29 protein-coding genes and 1 tRNA gene are annotated in these 26,289 nt (G+C 68.5%); 20 read left to right on the forward strand and 10 right to left on the reverse strand.

The window, feature by feature from the left end; translation table 11 throughout:
• Positions 1 to 13: 13 nt before the first annotated feature.
• The 11 genes from AC2YG9_RS12415 to AC2YG9_RS12465 all read left to right on the forward strand — a co-directional run bounded on the left by AC2YG9_RS12415 (position 14) and on the right by AC2YG9_RS12465 (position 11,080).
• On the forward strand, positions 14 to 2,254 hold the full coding sequence (locus AC2YG9_RS12415) for a sensor histidine kinase NtrY-like (RefSeq protein ID WP_487298285.1): 2,241 nt from the start codon (positions 14 to 16) through the stop codon (positions 2,252 to 2,254).
• Positions 2,244 to 3,635: a nitrogen assimilation response regulator NtrX gene (gene ntrX, locus AC2YG9_RS12420; protein ID WP_487298286.1), complete on the forward strand. Its 1,392-nt coding sequence runs from the start codon at positions 2,244 to 2,246 to the stop codon at positions 3,633 to 3,635. Before AC2YG9_RS12415 ends, ntrX begins: the two co-directional genes overlap by 11 nt.
• Positions 3,635 to 4,498 carry a D-amino-acid transaminase gene (locus tag AC2YG9_RS12425; protein ID WP_487298287.1) on the forward strand — a complete coding sequence of 288 codons (864 nt, stop codon included), beginning with the start codon at positions 3,635 to 3,637 and terminating at the stop codon, positions 4,496 to 4,498. The genes ntrX and AC2YG9_RS12425 overlap by 1 nt, the downstream gene beginning before the upstream one ends.
• Before the next feature lie 111 nt (positions 4,499 to 4,609).
• Complete coding sequence (gene hfq, locus AC2YG9_RS12430) at positions 4,610 to 4,855, forward strand: RNA chaperone Hfq (RefSeq protein WP_166576241.1); 246 nt, start codon at positions 4,610 to 4,612, stop codon at positions 4,853 to 4,855.
• A complete protein-coding gene (hflX, locus tag AC2YG9_RS12435) occupies positions 4,852 to 6,168 on the forward strand; it encodes a GTPase HflX (protein ID WP_487298288.1) in 1,317 nt (438 codons plus the stop codon). Before hfq ends, hflX begins: the two co-directional genes overlap by 4 nt.
• On the forward strand, positions 6,165 to 6,725 hold the full coding sequence (locus tag AC2YG9_RS12440) for a GNAT family N-acetyltransferase (RefSeq protein WP_487298289.1): 561 nt from the start codon (positions 6,165 to 6,167) through the stop codon (positions 6,723 to 6,725). The genes hflX and AC2YG9_RS12440 overlap by 4 nt, the downstream gene beginning before the upstream one ends.
• 58 nt (positions 6,726 to 6,783) lie before the next feature.
• Entirely contained in the window at positions 6,784 to 7,179 is a 396-nt protein-coding gene (locus tag AC2YG9_RS12445) for a hypothetical protein (RefSeq protein WP_487298290.1), read from the forward strand.
• Positions 7,180 to 7,315: 136 nt separating this feature from the next.
• Entirely contained in the window at positions 7,316 to 7,684 is a 369-nt protein-coding gene (locus tag AC2YG9_RS12450) for a BlaI/MecI/CopY family transcriptional regulator (protein ID WP_487298291.1), read from the forward strand.
• Positions 7,674 to 9,155 carry a M56 family metallopeptidase gene (locus AC2YG9_RS12455; protein WP_487298292.1) on the forward strand — a complete coding sequence of 494 codons (1,482 nt, stop codon included), beginning with the start codon at positions 7,674 to 7,676 and terminating at the stop codon, positions 9,153 to 9,155. The genes AC2YG9_RS12450 and AC2YG9_RS12455 overlap by 11 nt, the downstream gene beginning before the upstream one ends.
• Positions 9,156 to 9,212: 57 nt before the next feature.
• Positions 9,213 to 10,748: an FAD-dependent oxidoreductase gene (locus AC2YG9_RS12460; RefSeq protein WP_487298293.1), complete on the forward strand. Its 1,536-nt coding sequence runs from the start codon at positions 9,213 to 9,215 to the stop codon at positions 10,746 to 10,748.
• Positions 10,748 to 11,080 carry a hypothetical protein gene (locus AC2YG9_RS12465; protein WP_487298294.1) on the forward strand — a complete coding sequence of 111 codons (333 nt, stop codon included), beginning with the start codon at positions 10,748 to 10,750 and terminating at the stop codon, positions 11,078 to 11,080. The genes AC2YG9_RS12460 and AC2YG9_RS12465 overlap by 1 nt, the downstream gene beginning before the upstream one ends.
• Before the next feature lie 125 nt (positions 11,081 to 11,205).
• On the opposite strand, the gene mazG is transcribed toward AC2YG9_RS12465, so the two are convergent.
• From mazG to AC2YG9_RS12480, 3 genes are all read right to left on the reverse strand, one after another.
• Positions 11,206 to 12,015, reverse strand: a complete 810-nt coding sequence (gene mazG / locus AC2YG9_RS12470; protein WP_487298295.1) for a nucleoside triphosphate pyrophosphohydrolase — start codon at positions 12,013 to 12,015, stop codon at positions 11,206 to 11,208.
• Entirely contained in the window at positions 11,990 to 13,402 is a 1,413-nt protein-coding gene (locus AC2YG9_RS12475; protein ID WP_487298296.1) for an MFS transporter, read from the reverse strand. Before AC2YG9_RS12475 ends, mazG begins: the two co-directional genes overlap by 26 nt.
• A 124-nt stretch (positions 13,403 to 13,526) precedes the next feature.
• Entirely contained in the window at positions 13,527 to 14,003 is a 477-nt protein-coding gene (locus AC2YG9_RS12480) for a hypothetical protein (protein WP_487298297.1), read from the reverse strand.
• A 139-nt stretch (positions 14,004 to 14,142) separates the two neighbouring features.
• Between AC2YG9_RS12480 and AC2YG9_RS12485 the strand changes: the two genes are divergently transcribed.
• From AC2YG9_RS12485 to AC2YG9_RS12495, 3 genes are all read left to right on the forward strand, one after another.
• Positions 14,143 to 14,415, forward strand: coding sequence for an HU family DNA-binding protein (locus AC2YG9_RS12485; protein WP_166576253.1), 273 nt, complete (start codon positions 14,143 to 14,145; stop codon positions 14,413 to 14,415).
• 131 nt (positions 14,416 to 14,546) lie between these two features.
• Positions 14,547 to 15,920, forward strand: a complete 1,374-nt coding sequence (locus AC2YG9_RS12490) for an amidase family protein (RefSeq protein WP_487298298.1) — start codon at positions 14,547 to 14,549, stop codon at positions 15,918 to 15,920.
• Positions 15,921 to 15,958: 38 nt separating this feature from the next.
• Positions 15,959 to 16,237, forward strand: a complete 279-nt coding sequence (locus tag AC2YG9_RS12495; RefSeq protein WP_487298299.1) for a hypothetical protein — start codon at positions 15,959 to 15,961, stop codon at positions 16,235 to 16,237.
• Between the two features lie 90 nt (positions 16,238 to 16,327).
• Here the strand turns inward: AC2YG9_RS12495 and AC2YG9_RS12500 are convergent, their stop codons facing one another.
• From AC2YG9_RS12500 to AC2YG9_RS12525, 6 genes are read right to left on the reverse strand one after another with little or no spacing between them, the layout of a single operon-like run.
• Positions 16,328 to 16,615, reverse strand: a complete 288-nt coding sequence (locus AC2YG9_RS12500) for a DUF1330 domain-containing protein (protein WP_487298300.1) — start codon at positions 16,613 to 16,615, stop codon at positions 16,328 to 16,330.
• Positions 16,612 to 17,424, reverse strand: a complete 813-nt coding sequence (locus AC2YG9_RS12505; protein ID WP_487298301.1) for an MBL fold metallo-hydrolase — start codon at positions 17,422 to 17,424, stop codon at positions 16,612 to 16,614. The genes AC2YG9_RS12500 and AC2YG9_RS12505 overlap by 4 nt, the downstream gene beginning before the upstream one ends.
• Entirely contained in the window at positions 17,421 to 18,203 is a 783-nt protein-coding gene (locus tag AC2YG9_RS12510) for a TatD family hydrolase (protein WP_487298302.1), read from the reverse strand. The genes AC2YG9_RS12505 and AC2YG9_RS12510 overlap by 4 nt, the downstream gene beginning before the upstream one ends.
• A complete protein-coding gene (locus AC2YG9_RS12515) occupies positions 18,203 to 19,198 on the reverse strand; it encodes a DNA polymerase III subunit delta' (protein WP_487298303.1) in 996 nt (331 codons plus the stop codon). The genes AC2YG9_RS12510 and AC2YG9_RS12515 overlap by 1 nt, the downstream gene beginning before the upstream one ends.
• Positions 19,191 to 19,829, reverse strand: coding sequence for a dTMP kinase (tmk, locus tag AC2YG9_RS12520; protein WP_487298304.1), 639 nt, complete (start codon positions 19,827 to 19,829; stop codon positions 19,191 to 19,193). The genes AC2YG9_RS12515 and tmk overlap by 8 nt, the downstream gene beginning before the upstream one ends.
• 34 nt (positions 19,830 to 19,863) lie before the next feature.
• Positions 19,864 to 20,676: a septal ring lytic transglycosylase RlpA family protein gene (locus AC2YG9_RS12525; RefSeq protein WP_487298305.1), complete on the reverse strand. Its 813-nt coding sequence runs from the start codon at positions 20,674 to 20,676 to the stop codon at positions 19,864 to 19,866.
• A gap of 117 nt (positions 20,677 to 20,793) precedes the next feature.
• Between AC2YG9_RS12525 and AC2YG9_RS12530 the strand changes: the two genes are divergently transcribed.
• The 3 genes from AC2YG9_RS12530 to AC2YG9_RS12540 all read left to right on the forward strand — a co-directional run bounded on the left by AC2YG9_RS12530 (position 20,794) and on the right by AC2YG9_RS12540 (position 22,779).
• Positions 20,794 to 20,883, forward strand: a tRNA-Ser gene (locus AC2YG9_RS12530).
• Positions 20,884 to 20,924: 41 nt separating this feature from the next.
• Complete coding sequence (locus AC2YG9_RS12535) at positions 20,925 to 21,836, forward strand: alpha/beta fold hydrolase (RefSeq protein ID WP_487298306.1); 912 nt, start codon at positions 20,925 to 20,927, stop codon at positions 21,834 to 21,836.
• A 22-nt stretch (positions 21,837 to 21,858) separates the two neighbouring features.
• On the forward strand, positions 21,859 to 22,779 hold the full coding sequence (locus AC2YG9_RS12540) for a hypothetical protein (RefSeq protein ID WP_487298307.1): 921 nt from the start codon (positions 21,859 to 21,861) through the stop codon (positions 22,777 to 22,779).
• Here AC2YG9_RS12540 and AC2YG9_RS12545 read toward each other — a convergent pair.
• Complete coding sequence (locus AC2YG9_RS12545; RefSeq protein WP_487298308.1) at positions 22,764 to 24,170, reverse strand: ankyrin repeat domain-containing protein; 1,407 nt, start codon at positions 24,168 to 24,170, stop codon at positions 22,764 to 22,766. The genes AC2YG9_RS12540 and AC2YG9_RS12545 overlap by 16 nt on opposite strands.
• 174 nt (positions 24,171 to 24,344) lie before the next feature.
• On the opposite strand from AC2YG9_RS12545, the gene AC2YG9_RS12550 reads away from it, so the two are divergent.
• From AC2YG9_RS12550 to AC2YG9_RS12560, 3 genes are read left to right on the forward strand one after another with little or no spacing between them, the layout of a single operon-like run.
• Positions 24,345 to 24,992, forward strand: a complete 648-nt coding sequence (locus AC2YG9_RS12550; protein ID WP_487298309.1) for an FABP family protein — start codon at positions 24,345 to 24,347, stop codon at positions 24,990 to 24,992.
• A gap of 4 nt (positions 24,993 to 24,996) precedes the next feature.
• A complete protein-coding gene (locus tag AC2YG9_RS12555) occupies positions 24,997 to 25,518 on the forward strand; it encodes a DinB family protein (protein WP_487298310.1) in 522 nt (173 codons plus the stop codon).
• On the forward strand, positions 25,515 to 26,276 hold the full coding sequence (locus tag AC2YG9_RS12560; protein ID WP_487298311.1) for a prepilin peptidase: 762 nt from the start codon (positions 25,515 to 25,517) through the stop codon (positions 26,274 to 26,276). Before AC2YG9_RS12555 ends, AC2YG9_RS12560 begins: the two co-directional genes overlap by 4 nt.
• Positions 26,277 to 26,289 lie beyond the last annotated feature (13 nt).

Consider the following 26,289-nt stretch of genomic DNA (forward strand, 5'->3'; position numbering starts at 1 on the left):
TACGGTGAGCGCCATGAGTGAAACTGCGTCCGCCATCGTCGCGCCGGGCGGGGGGCCAAGGTGGCTCGCCGTCGGGCGGCGTGTGATCGGCTCGCGGCTGTTCCTCGGCGCCGCCTTCACCGTTGCCGCGATCCTGACCGGCATCGGCGCCTTCCTGGCCAGCGCCCCGCCCAGCAATGAACTCGTCGGCCCGGCCAGCCAGACGGTGCTGATCGTGCTCGGGGTCAACCTGGTGCTGATCCTTGGCATCGCCGTGCTGATCGGCCGCCGGGTGACCCAGGTCATCGACGAAGGCCGCAGCGACGCCGGCGCCCGCCTGCACCGGCGGTTCCTGCTGCTGTTCGCCCTGGCCGCGCTGGCGCCGGCGCTGGTCGTCGCCCTGTTTTCGGGCGTTCTGGTCACCCAGGGGGTGGAGAACTGGTTCAGCCAGCGGGTCCGCTCGGTGGTCGAGAATTCCGGGGCCGTGGCCCGCTCCTACGTCGACGAGCAGACCACCGACATCCGCAACAACATCGGCCCGATGGCGGGCGACCTGAACGACAACGCGGTCTCCCTGAGCAGAAGGCCGGTGGCGTTCGGCCACTACATGGCGACCCAGGCCTCCTATCGCGGCTTCCCCGGCGCCTATGTGATCGACCGCGACGGCCGCATCCTGGCGCGGGCCGAAGCCGAGGACCCTCCGCCCTTCCTTGCTCCGCCCGAAGCCAGCTTCAAGGTCGCCGACGAGGGCGACATCTCCCTGCGCCCCTTCGAGTCGGCCGACCTGTTCCGCGCCCTCTACAAGCTGAAGGGTTTCGACGACGCCTACCTCTACGTCGTCCGTCCGGTCGACCGGGGCATCCTGGCCCACCTGCGCGAAACCGAGTCCTCGCTCGTCGCCTACCGCGACGCGGCCGAGCGGCGCGGCATGGTCCAGTCGGCCTTCGCCCTGTCCTTCCTCGAAACAGCGCTTCTGGTGCTGATCGCGGCTATCTGGCTGGCCATCACCGTCGCCAACTCCATCGCCGTGCCCATCGGCCGCGTGGTCCGCGCCGCCGGCCAGGTCGCCACCGGCCAGCTGGACGCCCGCGTGGAACTTGGCGACGAACCCGAAGACATTGCCGTCTTGTCCAAGGCTTTCAACAGCATGGCTGGCGATCTTCAAGCCCAGCAAGCGGCCCTTACCGCTGCCAGCCTGGACGCCGAGTCCCGCCGCATGTTCATCGAGACCGTGCTGCTCGGCGTCAGCGCCGGCGTCATCGGCGTCGACGCCTGCGGCAGCATCTCGGCCGTCAACCGCCAGGCCGCCCGCCTGCTCGACGTCGAGGGTGAGGCCATCCACGGCCGCAAGCTGTCCGAAATCGCCCCGGAGCTGGGCGAGGTCTGGGCCGCCGCCCTGGAGACCCGCATCGAGGCCGAGACCGAGGTCGACATCGTCCGCCACGGCGAGACCCTGCGCCTGCGTGTCCGCGCGGGCGTGGCCGGCGACGACGGCGTGGTCCTGACCTTCGATGACATCACCCGCCTGATCACCGCCCAGCGCAACGCCGCCTGGCGCGACGTCGCCCGCCGCATCGCCCATGAGATCAAGAACCCCCTGACGCCAATCCAGCTGTCGGCCGAACGCCTGCGCCGCAAGTACCGCAGCGAGATCACCGGCGACCTGGAAACCTTCGACCGCTGTACCGACACCATCATCCGGCAGGTCGGCGACATCGGCCGGATGGTCGACGAATTCAGCGCCTTCGCCCGCATGCCGACCCCCAAGTTCGGCAGCCACGACCCGGCCGAGATGCTGCGCGCCGCCGTCTTCGCCCAGCGCGTCGCCAGCCCGGACATCGCCGTCGAGATGGCCGAACCGCCGGAAGGCCTGACCTTCACCTGTGACGACCGCATGGTCGGCCAGGCTCTCACCAACGTGCTCAAGAACGCCGCCGAAGCGATTGCCGGGCGCGCCGGCGGCGACAAGGGCCGCATCCTCGCCACCTTGCACGCCGATGAAGAGGCCCTCTGCTTCGTCATCGAGGACAACGGCATCGGCCTGCCGACGCGCGACCGTGACCGCCTGACCGAACCCTATGTGACGACCCGCGAGAAGGGCACTGGCCTCGGCCTCGCGATCGTCAAACGCATTGCCGAAGAACACGGCGGCGAACTGCTGCTTTCCGACGCCCAGACCCTGAGCGGGGCCCGCGTCGTCCTGAAATTTCCGCCCGTGGGGACCTCGACCCCCGCGAAGCCGAAGAAAACGAAAAAGGTGACCGATGGCGTCTGACATTCTGGTGGTCGACGACGAGGCTGACATCCGCGAACTGGTCGCGGGGATCCTGACCGACGAAGGCCACGGCGTGCGAACGGCCGCCGACTCCGAACAGGCCCTGGCCGCCATCCGCGCCCGCAAGCCGGCGCTGCTGGTGCTCGACATCTGGATGCAGGGCGGAGGCATGGACGGGCTGGAACTGCTCGACATGGTCAAGGCCCTCGACCCCGACCTGCCCGTCGTCATGATCAGCGGCCACGGCAACATCGAGACCGCGGTCAGCGCCATCAAGCGCGGCGCCTACGAGTTCCTCGAAAAGCCCTTCAAGTCCGACCGTCTGTTGATGATCGTCGAGCGCGCCCTGGAGTCCGCCAACCTCAAGCGCGAGAACCGCCGTCTCCGGGCGCAAAGCCTGACCCCCGACGGCCTGATCGGCCGCTCCAGCGCCGCCCAGCAGCTGCGCCAGATGATCGCGAAGGTCGCCCCGGCCAACAGCCGCGTCCTGATCGCCGGTCCGCCTGGATCCGGCAAGGAGCTGGTCGCCCGCCTGATCCATGGCGCCAGTCCGCGCGGCAAGGGCGAGTTCGTCGCCATCAGCGCCGCCGGCATGGCCCCCGAGCGCATGGACCTCGAACTGTTCGGCGAGGAAGGGGAGGGCGGCCGCCCGCGCAAGATCGGGGTGTTCGAACACGCCCACGGCGGCACCCTCTATCTCGATGAGGTGGCCGAGATGCCGCGCGAGACCCAGAGCCGCATCCTGCGGGTCCTGGTCGAGCAACGCTTCCGCCGCGTCGGCGGCGATCAGGACGTCCAGGTCGATGTCCGCGTCATCAGCAGCTCCAGCCGCGACCTGCGCGAGGAAATCTCCGCCGGGCGTTTCCGCGAGGACCTGTTCCATCGCCTCAACGTCGTGCCGATCCGCGTGCCCGGCCTCTCCGAGCGCCGCGATGACGTGCCCGAGCTGATCGACTACTTCATCGACCGCATCGCGGGCACCACCGGCCTGCCGCGGCGCAAGCTGGCGGCCGACGCCTTGGCCACGCTGCAGGTCCACGACTGGCCCGGCAACGTCCGCCAGCTGCGCAACAATGTCGAACGCATGCTCATCCTCGCCTCCGGCGACCCGGCCGACGAGATCACCGCCGAGATGCTGCCCAGCGAGGTCAGCTCGGCCGCCCAGGCCGGCGCCATCGGCCCCGAACGGATCATCGCGCTTCCCTTGCGCGAGGCACGCGAACTGTTCGAGCGTGAGTACCTCAACGCCCAGATCCTGCGCTTCGGCGGCAACATCAGCCGCACCGCCGCCTTCATCGGCATGGAGCGCTCGGCCCTGCACCGAAAACTCAAATCGCTCGGCTTGACCAGCGCCCGGGTGGTCGAGGAAGAAGAGGCCTGATGTCCAGGCAAGCCTATGTCAACGGCCAGTTCGTTCCGCACGGACAGGCCTCCGTCCACATCGAGGATCGCGGCTACCAGCTGGCGGACGGCGTCTACGAGGTGTGGGCGGTGTTCGACGGCAAGCTGTCCGACGCCGAGGGCCACTTCGCCCGGCTCTGGAGAAGCCTGGACGAACTGCGCATCCCCCATCCCATGAGCCGCAAGGCCCTGGAGGTGGTGCTCAAGGAAACCCTGCGCCGCAACCGCGTCCGCGAGGGCCTGCTCTACCTCCAGGTCACCCGCGGTGTCGCCCGGCGCGACCACGCCTTCCCGACCGTGCCGACCGTCCCGAGCCTGGTCATCACCGCCAAGTCGCTGGACCGCGCGGTGAGTAACGCCAAGGCCGAGGGCGGCATCGGCGTCATCACCCTGCCCGAAAACCGCTGGGGCCGTTGCGACATCAAGACCGTCGGCCTGCTGCCCAACGTCCTCGCCAAGCAGGCCGCCCGTGAGCAGGGCAGCGCCGAGGCCTGGTTCGTCGACTCCGATGGCTTTGTCACCGAAGGCGCCTCGTCCAATGCCTGGATATTGCGCAAGGACGGCGTGCTGGTCACCCGCGACACCGGGGCCAACATCCTGCGCGGCATCACTCGTCACAGCCTGCTCGACGTCATCGCCAAGGCGGGCCTCAAGGTCGAGGAACGGGCCTTCACTCCCGCTGAAGCCATGGAAGCGCAAGAAGCCTTCATCACCGGCGCCGGAACCCTGGTGACGCCCGTCACCTCCATCGACGGCAAGCCCGTTGCAAATGGGCATCCAGGAGAGATGGCGCTGCGGCTTCGGGGCCTCTATATCCAGCATGCCCAGAATGCAGGCATCTGAAGCTTTGCACCCTGAGTGGCCGTTGCGGCGTTTACGACCGGCGGCCTAGGACTGAACTCGTGTGTGGTCTGCGCTGTGCCGGCCGAAACAAGAAAGAGGGATAATCCCCCGATGACCGACAAGAAGCAGAATCTGCAGGACACCTTCCTCAACAGCGTGCGCAAATCCAAGACGCCTCTGACCATCTTCCTGGTCAATGGCGTGAAGCTGCAGGGTGTGGTCAGCTGGTTCGATAATTTCTGCGTCCTGCTGCGGCGGGATGGTCAGAGCCAACTGGTCTACAAGCACGCCATTTCCACCATCATGCCGGCCCAGCCCGTTCAGCTCTACGAGCCGGGTCCCGAGCAGGACGATTGACCAACAAATCCATAGACCACGCCGTCCCGGTCCAGCGGGCCCTGATCATCCATCCGGTGCGATCAGGGACCGCCCAGCCGCGTGATCCCAAGACCCGTCTGGAAGAGGCCGTCGGCCTCGCCATGGCGCTCGACCTGGAGATCACCGAGACGCTCATCAGCCCGCTCCGCGGCCGCACCCCAGCCACCCTGTTCGGCAGCGGCAAGGTCGAGGAAATCCGCCTGCTGTGCGAGGTCGAGGAAATCGACGTCGCCGTCATCGACGACCAGCTGACCCCGGTCCAGCAGCGCAATCTGGAGAAGGCCTGGGGCGTCAAGGTCATCGACCGCACCGGCATGATCCTCGAGATCTTCGGCCGCCGGGCCCGCACCCGCGAAGGCAAGCTGCAGGTCGAACTGGCCCGGCTGGCCTACGAGAAGTCGCGCCTGGTCCGCACCTGGACCCACCTCGAACGCCAGGCCGGCGGTTTCGGCCGCACGGGCGGCCCGGGTGAAACCCAGATCGAACTCGACCGTCGCGGCATCGCCGACCGCATCGTCAAGATGAAGGCCGAGCTCAAGGAGGTGCGCCGCACCCGCACTCTGCACCGCACGGCCCGCCAGAAGGCGCCGTACCCGACCATCGCCCTGGTCGGCTACACCAACGCCGGCAAGTCGACGCTGTTCAACCGCGTGACCGAGGCGGAAGTCCTGGCCCAGGACATGCTGTTCGCCACCCTCGACCCGACCCTGCGGACTGTGAAATTGCCTGGCGGCCGCCCGGCCATCCTGTCCGACACGGTCGGCTTCATCAGCGATCTGCCGCACGAACTGGTCGAAGCCTTCCGCGCCACCCTCGAGGAAGTGCAGGAAGCCAACGTCATCCTGCATGTCCGCGACATCTCCAGCCCCGATTCCAACGCCCAGGCGGCGGATGTGGAAACGGTGCTCAGCGAGATCGGATTGGGCAAGGACGACGAGGACCGGGTCCTCATCGAAATCTGGAACAAGTTCGACCTGGTCCCCGAAAGCGAGCGCCCCGAACTCGAAGGCGCGGCGCGGCGCATGGGGGCCATGACGGTCTCGGCGGTGACAGGGGAGGGCTGCGAGGCCCTGCTCAACCACCTGGCGCTTCTGGTCGACGAGACGCCCGAGATCGACGTCCACCTCGATGCCGGCGCCGGCGAGGCCCTGGCCTGGCTCTACCGCCACGGCCGCGTCACCGACCGCCACGATGGCGAGGACGGCTCCCTGACGATCCGCGCCCGCCTCGACGGCCAGGCCCTGGGCCGCTTCGAGCGCCTGTTCCCGGGGGCCAGGGTGGGCGTGGCGTGATCGAGACGGCGCGACTGGTCCTGCGACCGGTCACGCCGGCCGACGCCGACGACCTCTACAGCCTCGAGCAGGACCCGGAGGTCATGCGCTACCTGAGCGGCGGCGCCCCGACCCCGCGCCATCCGAGGCCCGACGACGTCAAGCTGTTTCGCATGCCGCGCGGGACCGAACCGGACGTCTGGGCAGCGCGGACTTCGGCCGACGATCGCTTCATCGGCTGGTTCGCCCTGGGCGTCGACGACCAGGGCATCGGCAGCCTCGGCTATCGCCTGCACCGCCACGCCTGGGGCCAGGGCTTTGGGGTCGAGGGCGCCGCCGCCCTCGTCGATCACGGTTTCCGGACCCTCGGCCTGACCGCCATCCACGCCGACACCATGGCCGTGAACCTTGGCTCCCGCCGGATCATGGAAAAGCTCGGCATGCGCCACCTGCGCTCCTACGAGGAACCCGGCCAGGACCCCATTCCCGGCGCCGAACACGGCGAGGTCGAGTACGGCGTCACCGCCGCCGAATGGTTCGCCAAAACGCTGAGCAGGCCAAACACCGGTCTCGAATGAGGCCTTGCGCGGGTCCGGCCCGGGGGGCAGGGTCCGCCACCGCTTCAAAGGAATTCCAATGCGTTCTCTTCTTCTGACTGTCGCGTCCGTTGCCTGCCTGGCGGCCACCGCCGCCTTCGCCGGCGCGCCGCCGCCCCCCGTCAAGGCCCCCAAGGTCATCGACGGCGGCGCCAAGCTGACCTGGGTGCTCCGCCCCGACGCCGACAAGATCAGCGCCCTGGCCAATGACGACGGCGCCCGTCACGGCAGCGCCACGGTCGAATGCACCATCAACGGCGCAGGCCGTCCCAAGGACTGCACGGTCATCGCCGAAGACGGCAACAACTTCGGCAACTTCGTCAAGGACCTGGCCGGGACCTTCAAGGCCGCCAGCAAGGACAAGGACGGCGGTTCCAGCGAAGGCCGCAAGGTTCGGGTGACCTACGCGCTCGGCGGCACCGCGCTGCACCCGTAGGACGCCTGGTGACTGTCTCGCGCAGCGGGGCAGTCACCGCCTGCTTCGCATTACAAATCGATCACGTACGTAATCGGTCGTTGACCTCATCGTTCACGCATGTAATCGATAGCGCCTCACAACGAGGATGCATGGCGTGCGGATCAGCGGCGCGGAAAGTCAGGTCATGGAAGCCCTCTGGCGGCGCAGCCCCTGCGCGGCCGAGGACATCATCAGCGAGATCGCCGAGCCGCAGGGCTGGACCGAAGCGACGGTGAAGTCGCTGCTCAACCGCCTGCTCAAGAAGGGCGCCGTCGCCGCCGACAAGGACGGCCGGCGCTTCCTGTATCGCCCGACTGTCAGCCGCCAGGACTATGTCCAGTCCGAGAGCCAGGGCCTGCTCGACCGCCTGTTCGACGGCCGCCTGGCCCCGCTGGTCAGCCATCTGTCGCAGCGCCAGGCGCTGAGCGACGAGGACATCGCCGAACTGAAGCGCCTGGTGGAGGACCTCGACCATGGGCGCTGAGCTACTCGCCATCCTGATCAAGCTGAATCTGGCGGTCAGCGCCGCCATCCTGCTGGTGCTGGTCGCTCGCCGGTTCGTTCGCAAGCAGTTCGGCGCCCGCCTGGCCTACGCCCTCTGGACCGCCGTGCCGCTGGCCGCCGTGGCTGTGATGCTGCCGGCCCCGATCGAGCAGGCCCAGCCGCAGGCCACACCGACGGCAAGCCCGCGCGTGGCCCGGCCCGAGCCGACCTATACGCAGTCGCTGAACCTTCCCGTCGAGCGCACGGTGGTCGGCATTGTGCCGACGAACTACCGCTGGATGCTGGTCGCCGGCTGGCTGGCCGGGGCGGTCTTCACCCTGCTGCTGCTGGCGGGGCGCCAGGCGCGGTTCGTCGCTGCCCTGGGCCGCCTGCGCCGCACCGACGAGCAGGGGCTCTGGCTGGCCGAACGCCCCGGTGTCGGTCCGGCCGTCGTCGGCGCCATCTTCCCGCGCATCGTCGTCCCGGCCGACTTCAGCCAGCAGTTCGACGCCGACGAGCGCCGGGTGATCCTGGCCCATGAGCGCAATCATCTCGCCTCCGGCGACGCCCAGGTGAACGCCCTGGCCGCGCTTCTGCAGGGTCTGCTGTGGTGCAATCCCCTGGTCCATCTGGCCGTCTCGCGCCTGCGCATCGACCAGGAAATCGCCTGCGACGCCGCCGTCATCGCCCGCTTCCCCGATGAGCGCCGCCGCTACGGCGAGGTCATGCTCAAGACCCAGCTGGCGCCCCAGGCCCTGCCGCTCGGCTGCCGCTGGCCGCCGGCCCGGGTCAATCACCTCAAGGAGCGTATCGGCATGCTGAAGAGCGCCTCCCACGGCCCCGTCCGCCGCTGGACCGGCGCCGCCGCCATCGCCACGGCATCCTTGAGCCTCGCCGTCGCCGCCTGGGCCGCCCAGCCCCCGCGTCCGGCCGAACCCCCATCCGCTTCCGCCAGCCAGAAGGCCGCCAGCCGCGCCCTGTTCGTCGCCGTCCGCGAAGGCGACGCCGAGACCGTCCGCTCCCTCATCGCCCAGGGCGCCGACGTGAACCGGAAGCTGCCGGGTGACGGCACGCCGCTGATTGAAGCCGCCCGTCGGGGCCGCCTCGATCTCGTGGACCAGCTACTCGCCGGCGGCGCCGATCCCAACCTCGCCCTGAGCAGGGATGGCAACCCGTTGATTGTCGCTGCCGCCCGTGGCCGCCTCGACATCGTCAAGCGGCTGGTCGGGGCAGGGGCCAAGGTCGACGCCTTCGTGCTGTACGACGAGACCCCCCTGATCAACGCCGCCCGCGGGGGCTCGGTCGAGGTTGTCGCCTATCTTCTCGACCAGGGCGCCGACATCAACCTGGCGGTCCGGGCCGGCAACGCCCCGATCCAGTCCGACAAGATCCGCTCCCCGCTCAGCGAGGCCAGGCGTTTCAACCGCACCGACGTCGTCGCCTACCTCAAGTCCCGAGGCGCCGCCGGCTAACGGCCTCCTTCAAGATCCGCATCTCCCGGCCAGGGCCGGGACCTCACGAGGAAAGACATGGCTTTCATCGACGCCCGAACCTTGCCTGCAGACAGCCGCATCGAAGCCGATCTGATCATCATCGGCGGCGGCATGGCCGGCATCACCATCGCCCGCCAGTTCGCCGGAACCCCGGTCAAGGTCGCCATCCTCGAGGGTGGCGGCCGCGATCTCAGCGACACCGCCCAAGACCTCTACGACGCCGCCGGCGCCACGGTTCGCGCCCCGGGCAACGCCGACCGGCCGCTGAACGACTATCCGCGCAACTCCCGGGCCCGGGTGCTCGGCGGCTCGGGCATGGTCTGGGGCGGCAAATGCCGGCCGCTCGACGCCGCCGACTTCGCCAGGCGCGACTGGATTCCGCACAGCGGCTGGCCCATCTCCCGCGCCCAGCTCCAGCCCTTCTACGACCGCGCCTGCGACCTGCTGGAAATCCCGCGCTTCGACGGCGAAGAACTCAAGGACCCGGCCCGCCCTGTCCTCGACATCGGCCCCGACTTCATCGCTGCCCCCGTGGTCTTCACCAAATACTCCGGCGGCGTCGACGAGGGCGCCTTCGAGCGCTTCCGCACCGAGTTTGCCTCCGCCCACAACATCACCGTCTACCTCCACGCCAACGTCACCCGCATCGGCCTCTCGCCCTCCGGCGACCGCGTCCAGCAGCTCGACATCGCCTGCCTGGGCGGCCCCCGCCACACCGCCCGCGCCAAACGCTACATCCTCGCCGCCGGTGGCATCGAGAACGCCCGCCTGATGCTGGCCTCCAATGACGTTGCCCCCGCCGGCATCGGCAACCGCCACGACCTCGTCGGCCGCTTTTTCCAGGGCCATGTCACCTATTCCGTCGATGAAAACGACCAGGTCGAGGGCTCGGCCCTCTACCTGACCGTCGGCAAGCCCATGGGCCGCTACCTCAACCCCAACCGGCGCGGCGCCCATTCGGTGATCGCCTCGGACCTGCCGGGCCAGAAGCGCCTCAAGGCCGGCAACTTCACCGTCACCCTCTATCCCAGCGCACCCCCCGGTCCCAAAGCCGGCGCAAGAGGGGAGGAGACCCTCGCCGTCGGCGCCATGGCCTCCAAGGTCGACGGCCAGGCGCCCGTCCTCGCCGGCTGCTTCCTGATGTCCGAGCATTTCCCCAACCCCAACAGCCGCATCACCCTGGCCGAGGAGCGGGACGCCCTGAATATGCCCCGGGTAAAACTCGACTGGACCTACTCCGCCGCCGACCTCGACGGCCTGGAGCGCACCGCCGACCACTTCGGCGATGCCCTGGGCGCCGCCGCCAAGGGCCGCTTCTGCTGGCCGGGCGAGCGCAAGGACCTCGTCGCCATGTCCAACGCCTCGCGCCACCACATGGGCACGACCAGGATGCACGCCGATCCCCGCCAGGGCGTCGTCGACCCCGACGGCAAGGTCCACGGCCTCGGCAACCTGCACATCGCCGGCAGCTCGGTCTTCCCGACCTCCGGTATCGCCAACCCCACCCTGACCATCCTGGCCCTGGCCCTGCGGATGTCCGACCACCTCAAGCGCCAGATGGGAGCCGCCTGATGACCCAGATCGCCCGCCGCGAGCTCCTCGCCGCCCTGGCCGCCCTCGGCGCCCTCAGCCCAACCCTGGCCCAGGCCGCCTCATGGGATGGCCCAACTTCGCCCGGCGCCCAGCGCATCGGTCAGGCCTGGCTCGCCCAGCACCCCGGAACCACGGCCGCCGTGCTCACCCGCCGCCTGGCGCCGGCCGGCTGGTCCCCTGCGACCCTCGAACGCCTCCGCCTCGCCGTGGCCGCCGATTTCAGACAGGGCAGGGTGTTCCGCTACCGAGGCTGGCGCCTCTCCGACACCGAAGCCGCGCTTTTCGCTCTCACCGCGATGTCACCGCCATGAACAGCGACGTCAGGCCAACAAGAACGCGATGCGCCCGCCACACAACCGCGCCGCCAGACACATAAGATATGCCTGCTTAACCCTTTGAGTTTCTACAGTGTTTCACGCGTAACGCAGCGCAAACGTCAGCCCTTCTCGGCCGCCTTGGCCTCGTTCCACAGCCCGTCCATCTCGGCCAGGTCCGACTGCTCCGGCGTCCGCCCGTCCTCGGCCAACCGCGCCTCGATGAAGGCGAACCGGCGGGTGAACTTGGCATTGGTCGCCCGGATCGCATCCTCCGGCTCGACGTCCAGCTTGCGGGCCAGGTTGGCGACCACGAACAGCAGGTCGCCCATCTCCTGGCGCATCTTCTCCTGATCGCCGGCCTCGATCTCGGCCTGGAGTTCGTCCAGCTCCTCATGAAGCTTGGCGATCACCTCGGCGGGCGTGGGCCAATCGAACCCGACCCGCGCCGCCCGCTTGGTCAGCTTCACCGCCCGCGTCAGCCCCGGCAGCCCCGTTGGCACATCGGCCAGCACCCCGGTCTTGGCCTTCGCCGCCCGCTCGCCGGCCTTCATCACCTCCCAGGCCTGCACCTGCTCGCCGGCCGACCGCTCCCCGGCGTCGCCGAACACATGCGGATGACGGCGAAGCATCTTGTCGACGATGGCCTCTGCCACATCGTCGAATCCGAAAGCGCCTTCCTCCTCGGCCATGCGACTGTGGAAGACGACCTGGAACAGCAGGTCCCCCAGCTCCTCGCGCAGGTCCTTCAGGTCGCCGCGCTCGATGGCGTCGGCGACCTCATAGGCCTCCTCCACCGTATAGGGGGCGATGGTCGCGAAGCTCTGCTCCAGATCCCAGGCGCACCCCGTCTCCGGGGTCCGCAGGGCGGCCATGATCGCCAGCAGGCGGTCTATCGGTTTGGGTTCACTCGGCGGGGCGGGGGAGGACATCAGGGGTTACGGCCGCCAGGTCTTCGGGCTGAGGGGGCGGGGTCGCCGCGTCGCGTTCGCCAAGCTGGCGAAGAATCTCCGCGTGCTTCTCCTCCGTCAGGGGGTAGCCGATCATCACCGCCGCCGCCAGCAGGCCGATGACGCCCGGCGCGAAGGCATAGAGCGCCTGCAGGGCGTCCATCGACAGCTGTGTGCTCTTGGCGGCGCTCGCGCCATCGAAGCCCAGCATGCCCAGCACGATCAGGCTGGTGGCCGCCAGGGCCGAGCCGATCTTCACCGTCCCGGTGAGGATGGCATAGAGCAGGCCGGTGCGGTCATAGCCCGACGCCAGCCGTTCCTCGTCACTGTAGTCGGCCAGCATCGAGCGCAGCAGCAGGGCGCCGGCGGAGTAGGGGATACCCGCCGCGACCAGGAAGGGCGCGGCCAGCCAGAAGTTGCCGGCCGGCAGCAGAACCACGACGAACTGGACAATGGCATAGGTGACGCAGGCGGCGATCAGCGACCTGGCCTTGCCGAAGGTCTTGGCCAGCCGGGTCCAGATGAAGGCCCCGAACACGGCCGCGAGGAAATAGATCAGCAGCAGGCCGGACGACTCGACGAAGGTGAACTGCTTCACCCGGATGAAGAAGAAGAAGAACAGGGTGCCGGCGATGCCGGGGGCAAGGCCGGTCAGCAGATCGGCGATCAGGATGCGCACCACCGTCGGCCGGGCCAGCAGGCGGAAATAGTCCTTCAGACTGGCGTTGCGCTCGCCCGTCTTGACCGGCGGCGGCGCCTCGTCGGGCACGCGCCAGATGGCGAGGGCCAGCATGATGGGCAGCAGCAAGACGATGAACCATCCCTGGCCATGCAGGATGTCCGGCTCGGTGCTGCCCGGCCTGATGGCGTTGAGAAGCACCGGCAAGGCCAGGATCATGATCATTCCGACGACGTTGCCGGTTTGCCAGAAGGCGTAGATCCGCGATCGCTCGTGGTACTGGCTCGACAGCTTGGCCGCCCAGGAGGTGTGGGCCAGGACGGCGATCGAGTAGCCGATGTAGACGACCAGCAGCCAGGTCCACAGATAGCCGATGCCGACCCCCGGCTTGGCCATGAACAGCATCCAGATCGCCAGCATGAGAATAGGCCCGCTGATGGCCATCCAGCCGCGGAAGCGGCCGAAGCTCCAGCGGGTGCGGTCCAGCACGGTGCCGAAGATCGGGTCAAAGACGATGTCGATCGCCCGCACCAGCAGGAAGGCCAGACCGACCGCCGCGACATCGACCCCGAGCGTCTCGGAGTAGTAGTGCGGGATCGTGATGACCAGCGGCAGGCCGAACGCCGCGAGGGGCAGACAGGGTCCGGCGAACGCCGCCAGGGTCCAGATTGAACGTCGGCCTTCAGCCATGCTGCCTCACTAAGTGGAAGTCGACGCTTATGTGATCGTCGTTAAGCAGACTTCAGCCCGCTTCGGCGGTCCGCGCAAGTGAATTGCCGGACACGATGTCACGCCAAATTGAGCAGGGGCCTGACTACAGGTCCCTGTCGCGGGCCAGGCTGCGGGCGAAGCGGTCGAAGGTCTGCTCCGCATCGCTCCAGGTGCCGGACGGCCAGGCCCAGCGGATGTCGGTCTCGTACCAGCGGTAGCTGACCGGGCGGCTGGCGCCGTCGGCCAGGATGACGCGCCCGGAGATCGAAGCGCCGCCGACGCCGAAGCTCTCGTAGGAGAGGCCTGGCTTGTCCGACATCTGCTGGAAAGTCGGGCGGTTAGGCACCGCATCCTCCAGCACCAGCTCAATGCGGGCGCCGTCCAGGCTGGGGTTGCCGGCAGTCGCCTTGAGCACGGATTTGCGCAGGTCCTCGGCCAGACGGTCGACCTCGCGGGACCCGTACTCATCGATCTTCTTTTCCAGCTTGGGCCCGTAGGAGACGGTTACTTCCGGCTCCGCGGCCAAGGCCGGCGCGGCCAGCGACAGAGCGGCGATAGCGGCCAGAGTCACGATACGCATGGGTCATTCCTCATCAATTCGCGCCCTCGACAGCAAGATAGCGTATCGCTAGGGAACCGCCAGCCTGCTGTTGCCTAGTGACAGCGCTGCATAGCCTTGGCACGGTCCATGGCTGATTCTGATTTACGGAGAGATTCCATTGAATACCGCTGACATCATCGACGCCGTGGCGTCGAAGGACGACAAGCTGACCAAGGCTCAAGCCAAGGCCGTCGTCGACGGCGTCTTCGCTGCGATCCGCGACGCCGCGGTCAAGGGCGAAGAAGTCTCGATCCCCGGCTTCGGCAAGTTCAAGGTTCAGAACAAGCCGGCCCGCACCGGCCGCAACCCTTCGACCGGCGCGACGATTCAGATCGCCGCCAGCAAGAAGGTTTCCTTCCAGGCCGCCAAGGCCCTGAAGGACGCGCTCTAAGCGCTACGGCCTTTCAAGGCTAAAGACGCCCACGGCGGTTGACCGTCGTGGGCGTTTGCTTGTCCGGGGTTCGGCCGGAGACGACGCAAGGGGGCTGGCGCGGATCGAACCGTGTTCGCTATCCTCTTCCCATGACCCATCCCCTCGACAAATCCGCCACCGACCTTGCCGCTGATCTGGCCGCCCGCCGGATCGGAGCCCTCGAGCTGACCGAGGCGGCCATCGCCCGCATCGACGAGCGGGATCCGGCCCTCAACGCCGTGGTCGTGCGCGACTTCGACCGGGCCCGCGACGCCGCCCTGGCCGCCGACGCCGCCATCGCCAAGGGGCAGACCGGGCCGCTGCTCGGCGTTCCGATGACGGTCAAGGAGAGCAACAACGTCGCCGGTTTGCGGACCAGCTGGGGGACCGAACTGTTCGGCAACTGGACCGCCCCGACCGACGCGGTGGCCATCACCCGGCTGAAGAACGCCGGCGCCGTCATCCTCGGCAAGACCAACGTGCCGCCCTTCCTGGCCGACTGGCAGTCGGACAACCCCATCTACGGCCGCAGCCAGAACCCCTGGAACCTCGAGCGCACTCCGGGCGGCTCCTCCGGCGGCGCGGCGGCGGCGGTGGCGGCGGGCATGAGCCCCATCGAACTCGGCTCCGACATTGGCGGTTCGATCCGGGTGCCCGCCGCCTTCTGCGGCCTCTACGGCCACAAGCCGACCTGGGAACTGGTCCCCAGCCGAGGCCATCAGCCGCCCGGCATCGACAACACCCCCGTGCCCCTGGCCGTGGTCGGCCCCATCGCCCGCACGGCGAAGGATCTCGATCTGGTGCTTGGCGTCATAGCCGGCCCCAACGAGGACCTGGCCAAGGCCTACCGCCTTGATCTACCCAAACCGCGCGGCGCGACCCTCGCGGACTACCGGGTGCTGGTCGTCGACAGTCATCCCCTGGCCGCCACCGACAACGAGGTCCGCGGCTCCATCGACGCCCTGGCCGGCAAGCTCGAGCGGGCAGGGGCCCGTGTGGCCCGCGAAAGCGCCCTGCTGCCGGACCTCGGCGGCCTGCACCACCTCTACGGCGGCATGCTGAACACGGTCCTGAGCCGCGGCTCGCCCAGCCCATCGGCGCTGACCGCCCACGGCTGGATGGACATGCAGGACGGCCAGCTGGTCACCCGCCGCGCCTTCGCCCGCCTGTTCGAGGAGTTCGACGTCATTCTGGCGCCGAGCTATGGCCGCACCGCTTATCCGCACGACGCACGGCCGCAGGACCAGCGGACCCACCTGATCGACAACCAGGAAACCCCGTATTTCGACCAGTTGGCCTGGCCGGGCATCGCCACCCTGGCCAACCTGCCGTCAACCGCCGCGCCGATCGGCCTCTCCACCGACGGCATGCCGTTGGGGGTGCAGATCATCGGGGCCGCGTTCGAGGACCGTACGACCATCCACTTCGCCGGCTTGCTCGAACAGGCCTTCGGCGGCTTCCAGTTTCCGCCCGGGTACAGTTAGATCGTCCTGTGGTAGAGCAGGGGCAAGGGAGACGCGCCATGAGATCGATTCTGACCGTCCTGATGATCGCCGGTCTGGCCGGGCCGACCTTCGCCGCCGAGCCGACGGCGGCGCAAAAGCAGACCCGGGCTCAGCAGATCGCCGAATTCCAGGCGCGCTGCGCCTACCAGGCCGAGCGGGCGGTCAACCGTGACGTTCCCAAAGGCCCGGTGCGCCTGACCGAAGCGCCGCCGGCCCGCATGGAACTGGCGGTCAATCGGCGGATCTACGGCTGCCCCGTGCCGGTCATCGTCCGCAACGGCGTCGAACTCAAATAGGCAGCGACAGGCGGCGACCGGGCCATGGCCAAGCCGTTTCCGGTCACATCCATTTTGCGCCTAAGATATATTATCGGAAATATTTGATACTCAGAACCCGGTGATGCTCACGGCCACCGCCTTCGATCCCAGTTTCCGATCCACGGAAATCGCTTGGTATTCAGCGCTTTCGAACCAGGACCTAACAGCAGCGGCATCGTCGAACGCCATCAGGATCAGCTTGTCGAACGGCCATTCTCCCTCAAGAACTTCGGCGCCTTCGTCGGCGGCCAGCAGCCGGCCGCCATACTGCTTCAGCACCGGCATGAAGGCCGCCTGGTAGCGGCCGTAGGCTTCGCGGTCATGGATGGTGATCTGGGCGATGAGATACTGGGTCACAGCGGCAGCTCCAGGCTGAGGCCGTCGTAGGCCGGTTCGACGCCCTGTGGCAGTTCGCGGACCAGCCGGTTGTAGTCCAGGTCGATGTGCATATTGGTCAGAATGGCGCGGCGCGGCTTGATCCGGTCGATCCAGCCCAGGGTCCGCTCGAGGTTGGCATGGGTCGGATGCGGCGTGTAGCGCAGAGCATCGACAATCCACGTGTCGATTCCGGACAAAGCGGCGAAGGCTTCGTCCGGCAGACCGTTGACGTCAGGCGAATAAGCGATTGATCCAAAACGGAAACCTAGCGAGCGGATCTCGCCATGCTCCTGGTCGAAAGCCACCACCGGAATCGGGCCGGCCGGTCCGTCGACCTGGAAGCGGACGCCGAGGCCGGGCATCGGTTGCAGGTCGGCGATAGCCGGATAGCCGCCGGTGCTGTGGAAGATGTAGCCGAACCGGTGCTCCAGGCGGCGCCAGGTGGCGCCGTCCATCCAGGTCGGAATTCGGGCCCGCTGGTTCAGGGCGAAGGCGCGGATATCGTCCAGGCCGTGGGTCTGATCAGCGTGATCGTGTGTGAAGAGAACACCGTCAAGTCGCTGTATCTTTGCGGAAATCGACTGCTCACGGAAATCCGGCGAGGTGTCGACGACGAGGGTGGTCGGAGGCCCCTGCCCCCATCCCTGTTCGGGGGCGCGTTCGACCAGCAGGGAACAGCGGCGACGTCGGTTCTTCGGCTCGGCCGGATCACAGGCGCCCCAATTTCCATCAGCCCTCGGGACGCCGCCCGAGCTGCCGCAGCCGAGGACGGTGACCCGCAGCGTCACGGGCGCGGTATCCGATCGAACAGCGCGAAGAAGGCGTCTTCGGTGCGTTGTTCGGCCTCGTCGCGGGTCCAGCCCCGGATGTCGGCCAGTTTCTCAAGGATATGAGGTAGATAGGCCGGTTCGTTGCGGCGGCCGCGCATCGGAACCGGGGCCAGATAGGGGCAGTCGGTCTCGAGGATGATGCGGTCGGCCGGCATGATGTCTGCGATGGTGTCGCGCACCTCCTGCGCCGCCTTGAAGGTGGCGATGCCGCTGACCGAAAACCAGGCGCCCAGCGCCGCCGCCCGGCGGGCCAGATCCGGGCCGCTGGTGTAGCAGTGCATCAACAGCTTGAACGGACCGGCGGCGAATTCCTCTTCCAGGATGTCGCCCATGACCTCGTCGGCCTCGCGGGTGTGGACAACCAGCGGCAGGCCGGTCTCGCGGGCGGCGATGGCGTGCTGGCGGAAGACGGCGGCCTGGATGTCGCGCGGGCTGAGATCGTAGTGGAAGTCGAGGCCGCATTCGCCGATGCCGATGACCTTCGGCCGCTGCGCCAAGGCGATCAGATCATTGGCCTTAAGTGACGGACTTTCCTTGGCTTCGTGCGGGTGCGTTCCAACCGTCGCCCAGATGTCGTCATGGGCCATGGCGATGGCGTGCACCGCCTCGAAGCTGCTCACCTTGTCGCAGATGGTGACCATCATCTCGACGCCGGCGGCGCGGGCGCGGTCGATCACCTCTGCCTGGTCGTCGGCGAACTGGGGGGCGTGCAGGTTGACGTGGCTGTCGATGAGCATCAGGCGGCGGCGGCTCGCAGGGCGCGGACGGCCGTCCAGAAGCTGTCGGCGCGGTCCAGGTTTAGGGCTTCGGCCTCACGCGGCAGGCGCTCAAGCACCTCCCAGACGTCGGCCCAGCGGTCGAGGTCCTCACCCTGCCCGCTCATCGCCTGCTCGACGGCCATGGTGCGGACACGGTCGCTGAGCCGCTCGAACAGCATCTGGAAGCGCTCGGCGCCTTCCGCGCCGCGGAAACTGTCGGCCATGGCCAGCAGCGGGGCCGGATCAGGGTGTTTCAGGTGGTTGAGCAGCTCATGGGCGGTGTCGTCCATGGCCAGGACGCCGAGGTCGGCCATCTTCAGGGCCAGGCCCGGCGATCCGCCGGCCATCTTGACCAGGCGGGCGGTGTCATAGCCGTCCAGCTCCGACTGCCGGCGCACGATGATCTCGGCGGTGTCGGTGTCGGGAACCCGGAAGGCCAGGGTGCGGCAACGCGAGCGGATGGTCGGCAGCAGCCGGCCCGGCGCATGACTGACCAAGAACAGCACCCCGCGCGGCGGCGGCTCCTCCAGGGTCTTGAGGATGGCGTTGGCGGCGTTGACGTTGAGGTCGTCAGCCGCATCGATGATGGCCACCCGATAGGGGGCCTGGGCCGGCGACTTGGAGAAGAATTCGGGCAGCTGGCGAGCCTCGTCGACCGGGATCACCTTGCGCGGCTTGCCGTCCTCGCCGATCCGCTCCAGGGCCATGAAGTCGGGGTGGCTCTTGGCCGCCATCAGCCGGGCCGGAATGCTGTCCAGACTGGAAGACAGGCCCCCTGCCCCGTCCGGCGTCGCGCCGAGCAGCCGACGAGCGGCCATGTAGGCGAAGCTGGCCTTGCCGACGCCCTCCGGCCCGGTCAGCAGCCAGGCGTGGTGCAGCCGGCCGCTCTCCAGGGCCGAGACGAAGGCCGCCTCCTGGGCCTCGTGGCCCAGCAGCCTGTCGGTATCGCGCGGATGGCGCTGGCCGTCAGCCATCCACCCGCTCCAGGCGCGGCTCCACGGCGGCGCGGATGTCGGCTTCGACAGCCTCGGGCGTGCGATCGGCGCGCAGAACGACGCAGCGGTCGGGCTCGTTCGCCGCGATCTCGAGGAAGGCCTGGCGCAGCCGCTCGTGGAAGGCGCCGCCCTTGGTCTCGAAGCGATCCTCGCCGCCGCCCCGGCTAAGGGCGCGCGACAGACCCTCGGCGACGGGCAGGTCGAGAATCAGGGTCAGGTCGGGATGGACGCCCTCCAGCACCGTGGCTTCCAGGGTGTCGATCAGCCGGGTATCGACCTGGCCGCCGGCCCCCTGATAGGCCCGGGTCGAGTCGGCGAAGCGGTCGCAGAGCACCACCTTGCCAGCGTCGAGAGCCGGTTTGATCACCCGCTCGATGTGGTCGCGGCGCGAGGCGTACATCAACAGGGTCTCGGTCACCGCCGACCAGCGCTCGGGCGGGCCGTTGAGCACGATGTCGCGGATCGCCTCGGCGCCGGGCGAGCCGCCGGGCTCGCGCGTCAGCACCACCTGGTGGCCCAGCGCCTTCAGCCGCTCGGCCAATCGCCGGATCTGGGTCGATTTGCCGGCGCCCTCGCCGCCCTCGAAGGTGATGAAGAATCCCTTGGACATGGGCTCAACCCATCGGCTGAACCGCCCTTGATGTCTAGCGCTCGGCGATCAACTTCGCGTCGGGAAAGCCCAGCTGCGCCACCTGGTCACGCAGCCGCCCGGCCCCGGCCATGTCGCGGCCCGAGTCCAGGACAACCCGGTAGAGGGTGCGGCCATCGCGCTTCAGCGGCACGATCTTCGCCTTGCCGACGTCACGCAGGGAATTGACCGCCTTTTCGGCGTTATCGCGGTCGGCAAAGGCCCCGGCCTGCACCACCCAGCCGTCGTCGCCGAACGGGAAAGACAGCCGGTTCGGCTCCTCGTCCTTGGCCAGGCCCGCATACTGCAGAGTGCGATCCTTGCCGCGCGCCGGGGCCGGGCCGACGTAGCGCACCCGCACCTTTGCCGTGCCCTTGCCGGCGAAACCCAGCGCCTCGGCGCCGGCCCGCGACATGTCGATGATCCGGCCATCGACGAAGGGGCCGCGGTCATTGACCCGGACCTTTATCTTCTTGCCGTTGTCCAGGTTGGTCACCTCGACGATACAGGGTAGCGGCAACGTCTTGTGAGCCGCCGAAACCACCCACATGTCGAACATCTCGCCGTTGGCGGTCTGGCGGTTATGGAACTGCTGGCCGTACCAGCTGGCGATGCCGACCTCGTTGTAGTCGGTGTCTTCGCGCGGCGTGTACCAGCGGCCGCGCACTTGATAGGGCCGCATAGTGCCGGGAACGCGGCCACCAGGCTTGGTCGTGGGCTTGGCTTCGGCCCGAGGAGAGAGGCGCGGGGTCGCGCAGGCGGCCAGGCTGGCTGTCGCCAGCAGCGCCAGGGCCAGCCCCCCTGCCCGTTTCCAGATATGGCGCGGCATGCCGCCCCTCCCAGTGATCGCGGGCAGGATGGCCGGGGAGCGTCTTCGTTTCGGTTAACGGCGCGCAAATGGCTGTTTTGCCGCAACCACCCCTGCTATAGCGCCGGTCCGCTCAACGGACAGGTGGCCGAGCGGTTTAAGGCAGCGGTCTTGAAAACCGCCGTGGGTGCGAGCCCACCGTGGGTTCGAATCCCACCCTGTCCGCCATCGCGCTTGCAACGTGGCCCCGGCTCTGAAACGACGGAGCCATGAGCGATACATCCCGTTTCGACGACTCCGGCCCGACTTCGCACAGCTTCGTTTCCCAGCGGCTGCGGCTGAACTACCTCGACTGGGGCAACCCCGAGGCGCCGACCCTGATCCTGCAGCACGGCGGCCAGGACCACGCCCGCAGCTGGGACTGGGTGGCCCGGGCGCTGCGCCGCGACTGGCATGTGATCTGCCCCGACCTGCGAGGCCACGGCGACAGCGCCTGGTCCCCGGACGGCGCCTACATGATGCCCTACATGGTCTACGACCTGGCCCAGCTGATCCAGCAGACAGGCCGCGAGCAGGTTTCGATCATCGCCCACTCGCTCGGCGGCGCGGTGGCCCTGCGTTATGCCGGCCTCTATCCGGAGAAGGTGACCGCCCTGGTCGCCATCGAGGGCCTGGGCCCCAGCCCGAAGATGTACGCCGAACGTCGCCAGACGCCGGTCAGCAAACGCTGGCGTGACTGGATCGAGAAGCGCCGGGGTTTGAGCGCCCGCACCCACAAGCGCTACGCCAGCATCGACGAGGCCCTGCTGCGCATGCAGGCCGAGAACAGCCACCTCAGCGAAGACCAGGCGCGGCACCTGACCACCCATGGCGTCAGCCGCAACGAGGACGGCACATACAGCTGGAAGTTCGACAACTATTTGCGCTCCCCTCAACCCAGCGACCTGTCCGAGGAGGAGCTCAACGGCGTCTGGGCCCAGATCACCTGCCCGACCCTGCTGTGCGTCGGCCAGGACAGCTGGGCCTCGGATCCGTCGAAGGACGGGCGGGCGACGCACTTCCAGGACGCCAGGGTCGTGTCCTTCGAAAAGGCCGGCCACTGGCTGCACCATGACCAGCTCGACCGCTTTCTGGCCGAGGTGAAGGCCTTCCTGCCCGACCCCGCCAGCCTCAAGGCCTGACCCAAACTCCAAGGAGCCGCCCGTGACCTTCGATACGCCCCTCGCCCTGGTAGGTCCCCTGCGCAAGCCGCGCCAGATGCTGGGCGATCAGGAGTACGGCGGCCACGCCTCGATCCACGACGACGAGATGGCCGAGAAGCTGGGCTTCCGGGCCGGGCCAATCGAGGGGCCGACGCACTTCAGCCTGTTCCCGCCGCTGCTGGAGAAGATCTGGGGCAAGGCCTGGTTCGAGCAGGGCTGCATCTCCTCCCACTATCTGAACATGGTGGTCGAGGGCGAAGAGGTCCGCGCCTTTGCGCAGATCCCCGCCGAGGGGGCGAAGACCACGCGGGTCTGGGCCGAGAAGGCCGACGGCACGCCGGTGCTGGAGGCCAGCGCAAGCATCGGCCCGGACGCCGGCCCGACCCTGCTGGAACAGCGGATGGCGGCCCTGCGTCCGCCCGGCAAGCTCTTGATCCTCGAGGATCTCCACGTCGGCATGACCGGGGCGGCCGAGGAGCGGGTGCGGATGGATCCGGACCAGCACATGGGGAACCTCTATCCCTTCAGCCTCAATCAGAAGCTGGCCGGCATCACCGAAAACTCGGACTGGTACAGCCAGGGTTCGCCCTGGGGCCGGCCGATCATCCCGCTGGAGATGATCAGCGTGCTGGCAGAATACTCGAGCCACCAGGCGAAGTTCCCGGTCAAGGGACCCGCCGTCGGCCTGTTCGCCGACCAGGAAATCCGCCTGATTGACGGCCCGCTGTTCGTCGGCGAGGAGTACGTCCTGCGCCGCGAGATCGCCGCCCTGGCCGAGAGCAAGCGCACGGAATCCTACTGGGTGCGGACCCGCATCTTCGACGCATCGGGGACAAGGCAGGTGGCCGAGATGCTGCTCAACCACGCCACGCTGAAGCACAGCTACGCCGGCTACGCAGAGGCCGGTCAGGAGGCAGGCTGACCCAGCCGCTTCTCGAACCAGGCGACGGCCGAGGCCTGACCGCCGTGGATGGCCCAACCCCAGGGCACGCCGTCCCACAGGTCGTCGACCACCTGCAAGTCGGCGCCGGCGTCGGCCAGCAGGTCGAGGATGTCGGGGTTGTCGTTGAGCGCGGCCTGGTGGATCGGGTTGCCATGTCGGTGCTGCGATGAGCGGCGGTTGACCGTGGCGCCTGCCTGGAGCGCCATCCGCACACTTTCAGTCTGGCTGTTGATCACCGCCAGATCGAGGGCCGCCTCGACGTCAGCCTGAGAGGCGGCGGCCAGCAGCCCCGGCAGCACGTCGGTCCGGCCAAGCGCCGCAGCGACGGGAGCGGTCAGCGGCATGCCCTTGGCGACGAGGTGTTCGACGATCTGCGTCTCCTGATGGGCCAGGACGCCGCCCAGGTCGTCGGGCTTTGGCCGGGCGCCCGCACCGACGAGGACCTCGACCAGTGGGATCTGCAGCCCGTCCTTTCGGGCGGGGCTGGAGGTCATGACCAGGCCCAGGGTGTAGTCGAGGTCCTCCTGAGCGACGCCGCGCACGGTCAGGGCTCGGGCAATGTCCGGCATGTTGGCCGGCATGGTCTCGATCAGGGTCGGGTTGTTGGCCACGAACCACAAGAGCTTGGGATCGAGGAAGTACTGGTCGCGCCCGCTGTCGCGATAGCAGTCGGGCTCGCGGATGCGCTCGGTCAGCAGGCGCGGCTCGGCGTCGAGCAGCCGGTTCAGGATCGCGAGGTCGCCAACCTGGACGGCGTCGACGGCGGCGCGGAACGACGGGTCGCGGATCACTGGGCGGTCGAACAGCTCGACCATGGCGGCGGCGTCGCGGGCGCGGGAGCGACGGGCGATGTCGAGGGCGTTGCGGCCCTTTTCGTTGGGTTCCCATTCGATGGCGCCGTGCAGCAGCAGCAGTTCGGCCAGGGCGAGCGGTCCGCGCTCGGCCACCTTGTGCAGCGGCCGCTGGCCCGGCGTCGCCTTGCGGGCGCTGGCGCCGGCGTCGATCAGAGCCCGGACGATGGCGAGGCGAACATCGGGCCCGGCGGCGGAGCCACAGGCCTCCCAGACCGGGCTGGTCTGCGGCCCACCGTCGTTGGGGTCCTGGCCGGCGGCGAGCAGCGCCTGCACCCGGGGCAGGTCGCCATCACGGGCGGCCTGCGCCAGAGCGGTCAAAGGGCTCTGCGGCTCCAGCTTTCGCACCCGGGTGATCAGGGCCGCCCAGGTCGGGAAGCCGTACTCGCCGGCCACCTGGTGTTGCGCCAGGGCCAGCTTCAGGCCCTGCGCCCTGGCAAGCCGTTTTGCCTGCTTGCGCAGATGTTCGCTGGAGGGATTTTCTGGAAGCGCGCGCGGGGCGCGGTCGGGCGTGGTCATGGCATAGCCTTTCCTTCGCACCCTGGTGTCCGCCGACAGGGCAAGGAAAGGTGAGGATCACCGATCATATGGCGCTGAAGGCGGGCTGAGCCCTTTCCGCGGACGAGCGGCCGCCTTACCGACCGTGACTCATGCTAGGCCGATGACGCGCCAAGGCACAAGGAGCAACGCGGCATGGACATCCCGGACGACATCTTCACCGAGCCCGAGGACGTCGATCCCGAGACCCTGGCCAATCTGGGTCCGCTGCGCCGGCTGGCGGGCGTCTGGGAAGGTGAGCGCGGCGTCGATGTGAACCCCAAGGCCGACGGCCCCGAAACGCGCCGCTTCTACGAGCGCATCGAGATGCAGCCGATCGATCCCCAGGCCAACGGCCCCCAGCTGTTCTACGGCCTGCGCTACCACGTCCACGTCAACACGCGGGAAGAGGCACTGACATTCCACGATCAGGTCGGCTACTGGCTGTGGGAGCCTGCGACGGGGTTGATCCTGCAGACCCTGTCCATCCCGCGCGGCCAGGTGGCCATCGCCGCCGGCCATGCCGAACCGGACGCCCGGACCCTCGTCCTGACCGCCACCCGCGGCCAGACCGAGTACGGCATCTGCTCGACGACCTTCCTCGAACAGGCCTTCCGCACCGACGCATACCGTATCGAGGTGACCTTCCACGACGACGGGACGTGGAGCTACATCTCCAACACCACCCTGCAGGTCCGTGGACAGGACGAGCCCTTCCTGCACCGCGACAAGAACACCCTGAAGAAGATCGCCGAGCCCGACCTCAACCCCTGGGCCAACATCCTTCGCCAGACGCCGGCCTGACGCCATGACCGATACCCGCCGCCTCCTGCTGCGCCAGCTCGACACCGCCTGGGCCCTGGCTGACTATCACCTGCAGGGGCTGACGACGGACGCGTGCCTCTGGCGGCCGGCTTCGGCGGGCCTGCATGTGGCCCAGGACGCGAAAGGTGTCTGGCGCGCCGGCTGGCCCGAGCACGAAGGCTATGACCTGGGCCCGCCCAGCATCGCCTGGCTGACCTGGCACATGATTTTCTGGTGGTCGATGGTTCTCAACCACTGCTTCGGCGACGCCACCCTGACCCGAGATGCCGTCCCCTGGCCCGGTGACGCCAACGGCGCCCGCAGCCGCATCGAGGTGCTGCACTCCGAATGGCGCGCCGCCGTCGAGGGCCTCTCCGAAGCCGAGTTCGCCGCTGCCGACCGGACCCGTTGGCCCTTCTCCGGGCGGCCTTTCGCCGACGTCGTCGCCTGGGCCAATATCGAGCTCACCAAGAACGCCGCCGAACTCGGTTACGCCCGGTTTCTCCATGCGGTGCGCGCGCCATGACCTGGATCTGGGACCTCGCCGCCATCCTGCTCGGTCCCGTGGCCGGCAGCTTTCTTGGCCTGGTCAGCCTGCGCCTGCCGGAAGACAAGACGGTGATGAAAGGCCGCTCGGCCTGCGGGTCCTGCGGCCGCACCCTTGGCCCCATCGACCTTGTGCCGATCCTCAGCTTCCTGGCCCTGCGCGGCCGCTGCCGCACCTGCGGCGCCGCCATTCCACGCCGTTATCTGATGATGGAGCTGGGCTGCCTGGCCCTTGGGATCTGGTCCGCCTTCGCCTTCGACGGCCCGATGGCCCTGGTCAGCGCCCTGTTCGGCTGGTGGCTGCTCGTTCTGGCGGTGATTGACGGTGAGCATTTCTGGCTGCCCGACCGCCTGACCCTGCCCTTGGGCGCAGCCGGACTCATCCAGGCCGTCGCCTTCTCGCTGGCGGACATGACCAACACCCCCTGGACCGACAGCCTGATCGGGGCGGCAGCGGGCTTCGGCGCCCTTTGGCTGGTCGCTTTTGCCTATCGGCGCCTGCGCGGCCGCGAGGGCCTCGGCGGCGGCGATCCGATCTTGCTGGGCGCCATCGGCGCCTGGGTCGGCTGGCAGGGCCTGCCCAGCGTGGTGGTCTGGGCCGGCGTCGCCGGTCTCAGCGTCGTCATGGCCATGGTCATCGCCCGGCGCGGCGTTTCGGCCGAGATGAAGTTGCCGTTCGGCGTCTTCCTGGCCCTCGGCGGCTGGATGGTCTGGATCCTGGGGCCTCTAGGGCTTTAGCGCGCTCTGCCGC

It is taken from the genome of Caulobacter sp. SRI_014 (genome assembly GCF_057586315.1).

What these genes read in the sequence shown, in the direction of transcription:
- AC2YG9_RS12490 (WP_487298298.1), top strand. Translation starts at nt 14,547, where the DNA reads ATGACCCATCCCCTCGACAAATCCGCCACCGACCTTGCCGCTGATCTG.
- AC2YG9_RS12480 (WP_487298297.1), bottom strand. Translation starts at nt 14,003, where the DNA reads ATGCGTATCGTGACTCTGGCCGCTATCGCCGCTCTGTCGCTGGCCGCG.
- AC2YG9_RS12550 (WP_487298309.1), top strand. Translation starts at nt 24,345, where the DNA reads ATGGACATCCCGGACGACATCTTCACCGAGCCCGAGGACGTCGATCCC.
- tmk (WP_487298304.1), bottom strand. Translation starts at nt 19,829, where the DNA reads ATGTCCAAGGGATTCTTCATCACCTTCGAGGGCGGCGAGGGCGCCGGC.
- AC2YG9_RS12495 (WP_487298299.1), top strand. Translation starts at nt 15,959, where the DNA reads ATGAGATCGATTCTGACCGTCCTGATGATCGCCGGTCTGGCCGGGCCG.
- AC2YG9_RS12555 (WP_487298310.1), top strand. Translation starts at nt 24,997, where the DNA reads ATGACCGATACCCGCCGCCTCCTGCTGCGCCAGCTCGACACCGCCTGG.
- AC2YG9_RS12455 (WP_487298292.1), top strand. Translation starts at nt 7,674, where the DNA reads ATGGGCGCTGAGCTACTCGCCATCCTGATCAAGCTGAATCTGGCGGTC.
- AC2YG9_RS12465 (WP_487298294.1), top strand. Translation starts at nt 10,748, where the DNA reads ATGACCCAGATCGCCCGCCGCGAGCTCCTCGCCGCCCTGGCCGCCCTC.
- AC2YG9_RS12560 (WP_487298311.1), top strand. Translation starts at nt 25,515, where the DNA reads ATGACCTGGATCTGGGACCTCGCCGCCATCCTGCTCGGTCCCGTGGCC.
- AC2YG9_RS12475 (WP_487298296.1), bottom strand. Translation starts at nt 13,402, where the DNA reads ATGGCTGAAGGCCGACGTTCAATCTGGACCCTGGCGGCGTTCGCCGGA.
- AC2YG9_RS12445 (WP_487298290.1), top strand. Translation starts at nt 6,784, where the DNA reads ATGCGTTCTCTTCTTCTGACTGTCGCGTCCGTTGCCTGCCTGGCGGCC.
- AC2YG9_RS12415 (WP_487298285.1), top strand. Translation starts at nt 14, where the DNA reads ATGAGTGAAACTGCGTCCGCCATCGTCGCGCCGGGCGGGGGGCCAAGG.
- AC2YG9_RS12425 (WP_487298287.1), top strand. Translation starts at nt 3,635, where the DNA reads ATGTCCAGGCAAGCCTATGTCAACGGCCAGTTCGTTCCGCACGGACAG.
- AC2YG9_RS12535 (WP_487298306.1), top strand. Translation starts at nt 20,925, where the DNA reads ATGAGCGATACATCCCGTTTCGACGACTCCGGCCCGACTTCGCACAGC.
- AC2YG9_RS12510 (WP_487298302.1), bottom strand. Translation starts at nt 18,203, where the DNA reads ATGCTCATCGACAGCCACGTCAACCTGCACGCCCCCCAGTTCGCCGAC.
- ntrX (WP_487298286.1), top strand. Translation starts at nt 2,244, where the DNA reads ATGGCGTCTGACATTCTGGTGGTCGACGACGAGGCTGACATCCGCGAA.
- mazG (WP_487298295.1), bottom strand. Translation starts at nt 12,015, where the DNA reads ATGTCCTCCCCCGCCCCGCCGAGTGAACCCAAACCGATAGACCGCCTG.
- AC2YG9_RS12515 (WP_487298303.1), bottom strand. Translation starts at nt 19,198, where the DNA reads ATGGCTGACGGCCAGCGCCATCCGCGCGATACCGACAGGCTGCTGGGC.
- AC2YG9_RS12545 (WP_487298308.1), bottom strand. Translation starts at nt 24,170, where the DNA reads ATGACCACGCCCGACCGCGCCCCGCGCGCGCTTCCAGAAAATCCCTCC.
- AC2YG9_RS12525 (WP_487298305.1), bottom strand. Translation starts at nt 20,676, where the DNA reads ATGCCGCGCCATATCTGGAAACGGGCAGGGGGGCTGGCCCTGGCGCTG.
- hfq (WP_166576241.1), top strand. Translation starts at nt 4,610, where the DNA reads ATGACCGACAAGAAGCAGAATCTGCAGGACACCTTCCTCAACAGCGTG.
- AC2YG9_RS12460 (WP_487298293.1), top strand. Translation starts at nt 9,213, where the DNA reads ATGGCTTTCATCGACGCCCGAACCTTGCCTGCAGACAGCCGCATCGAA.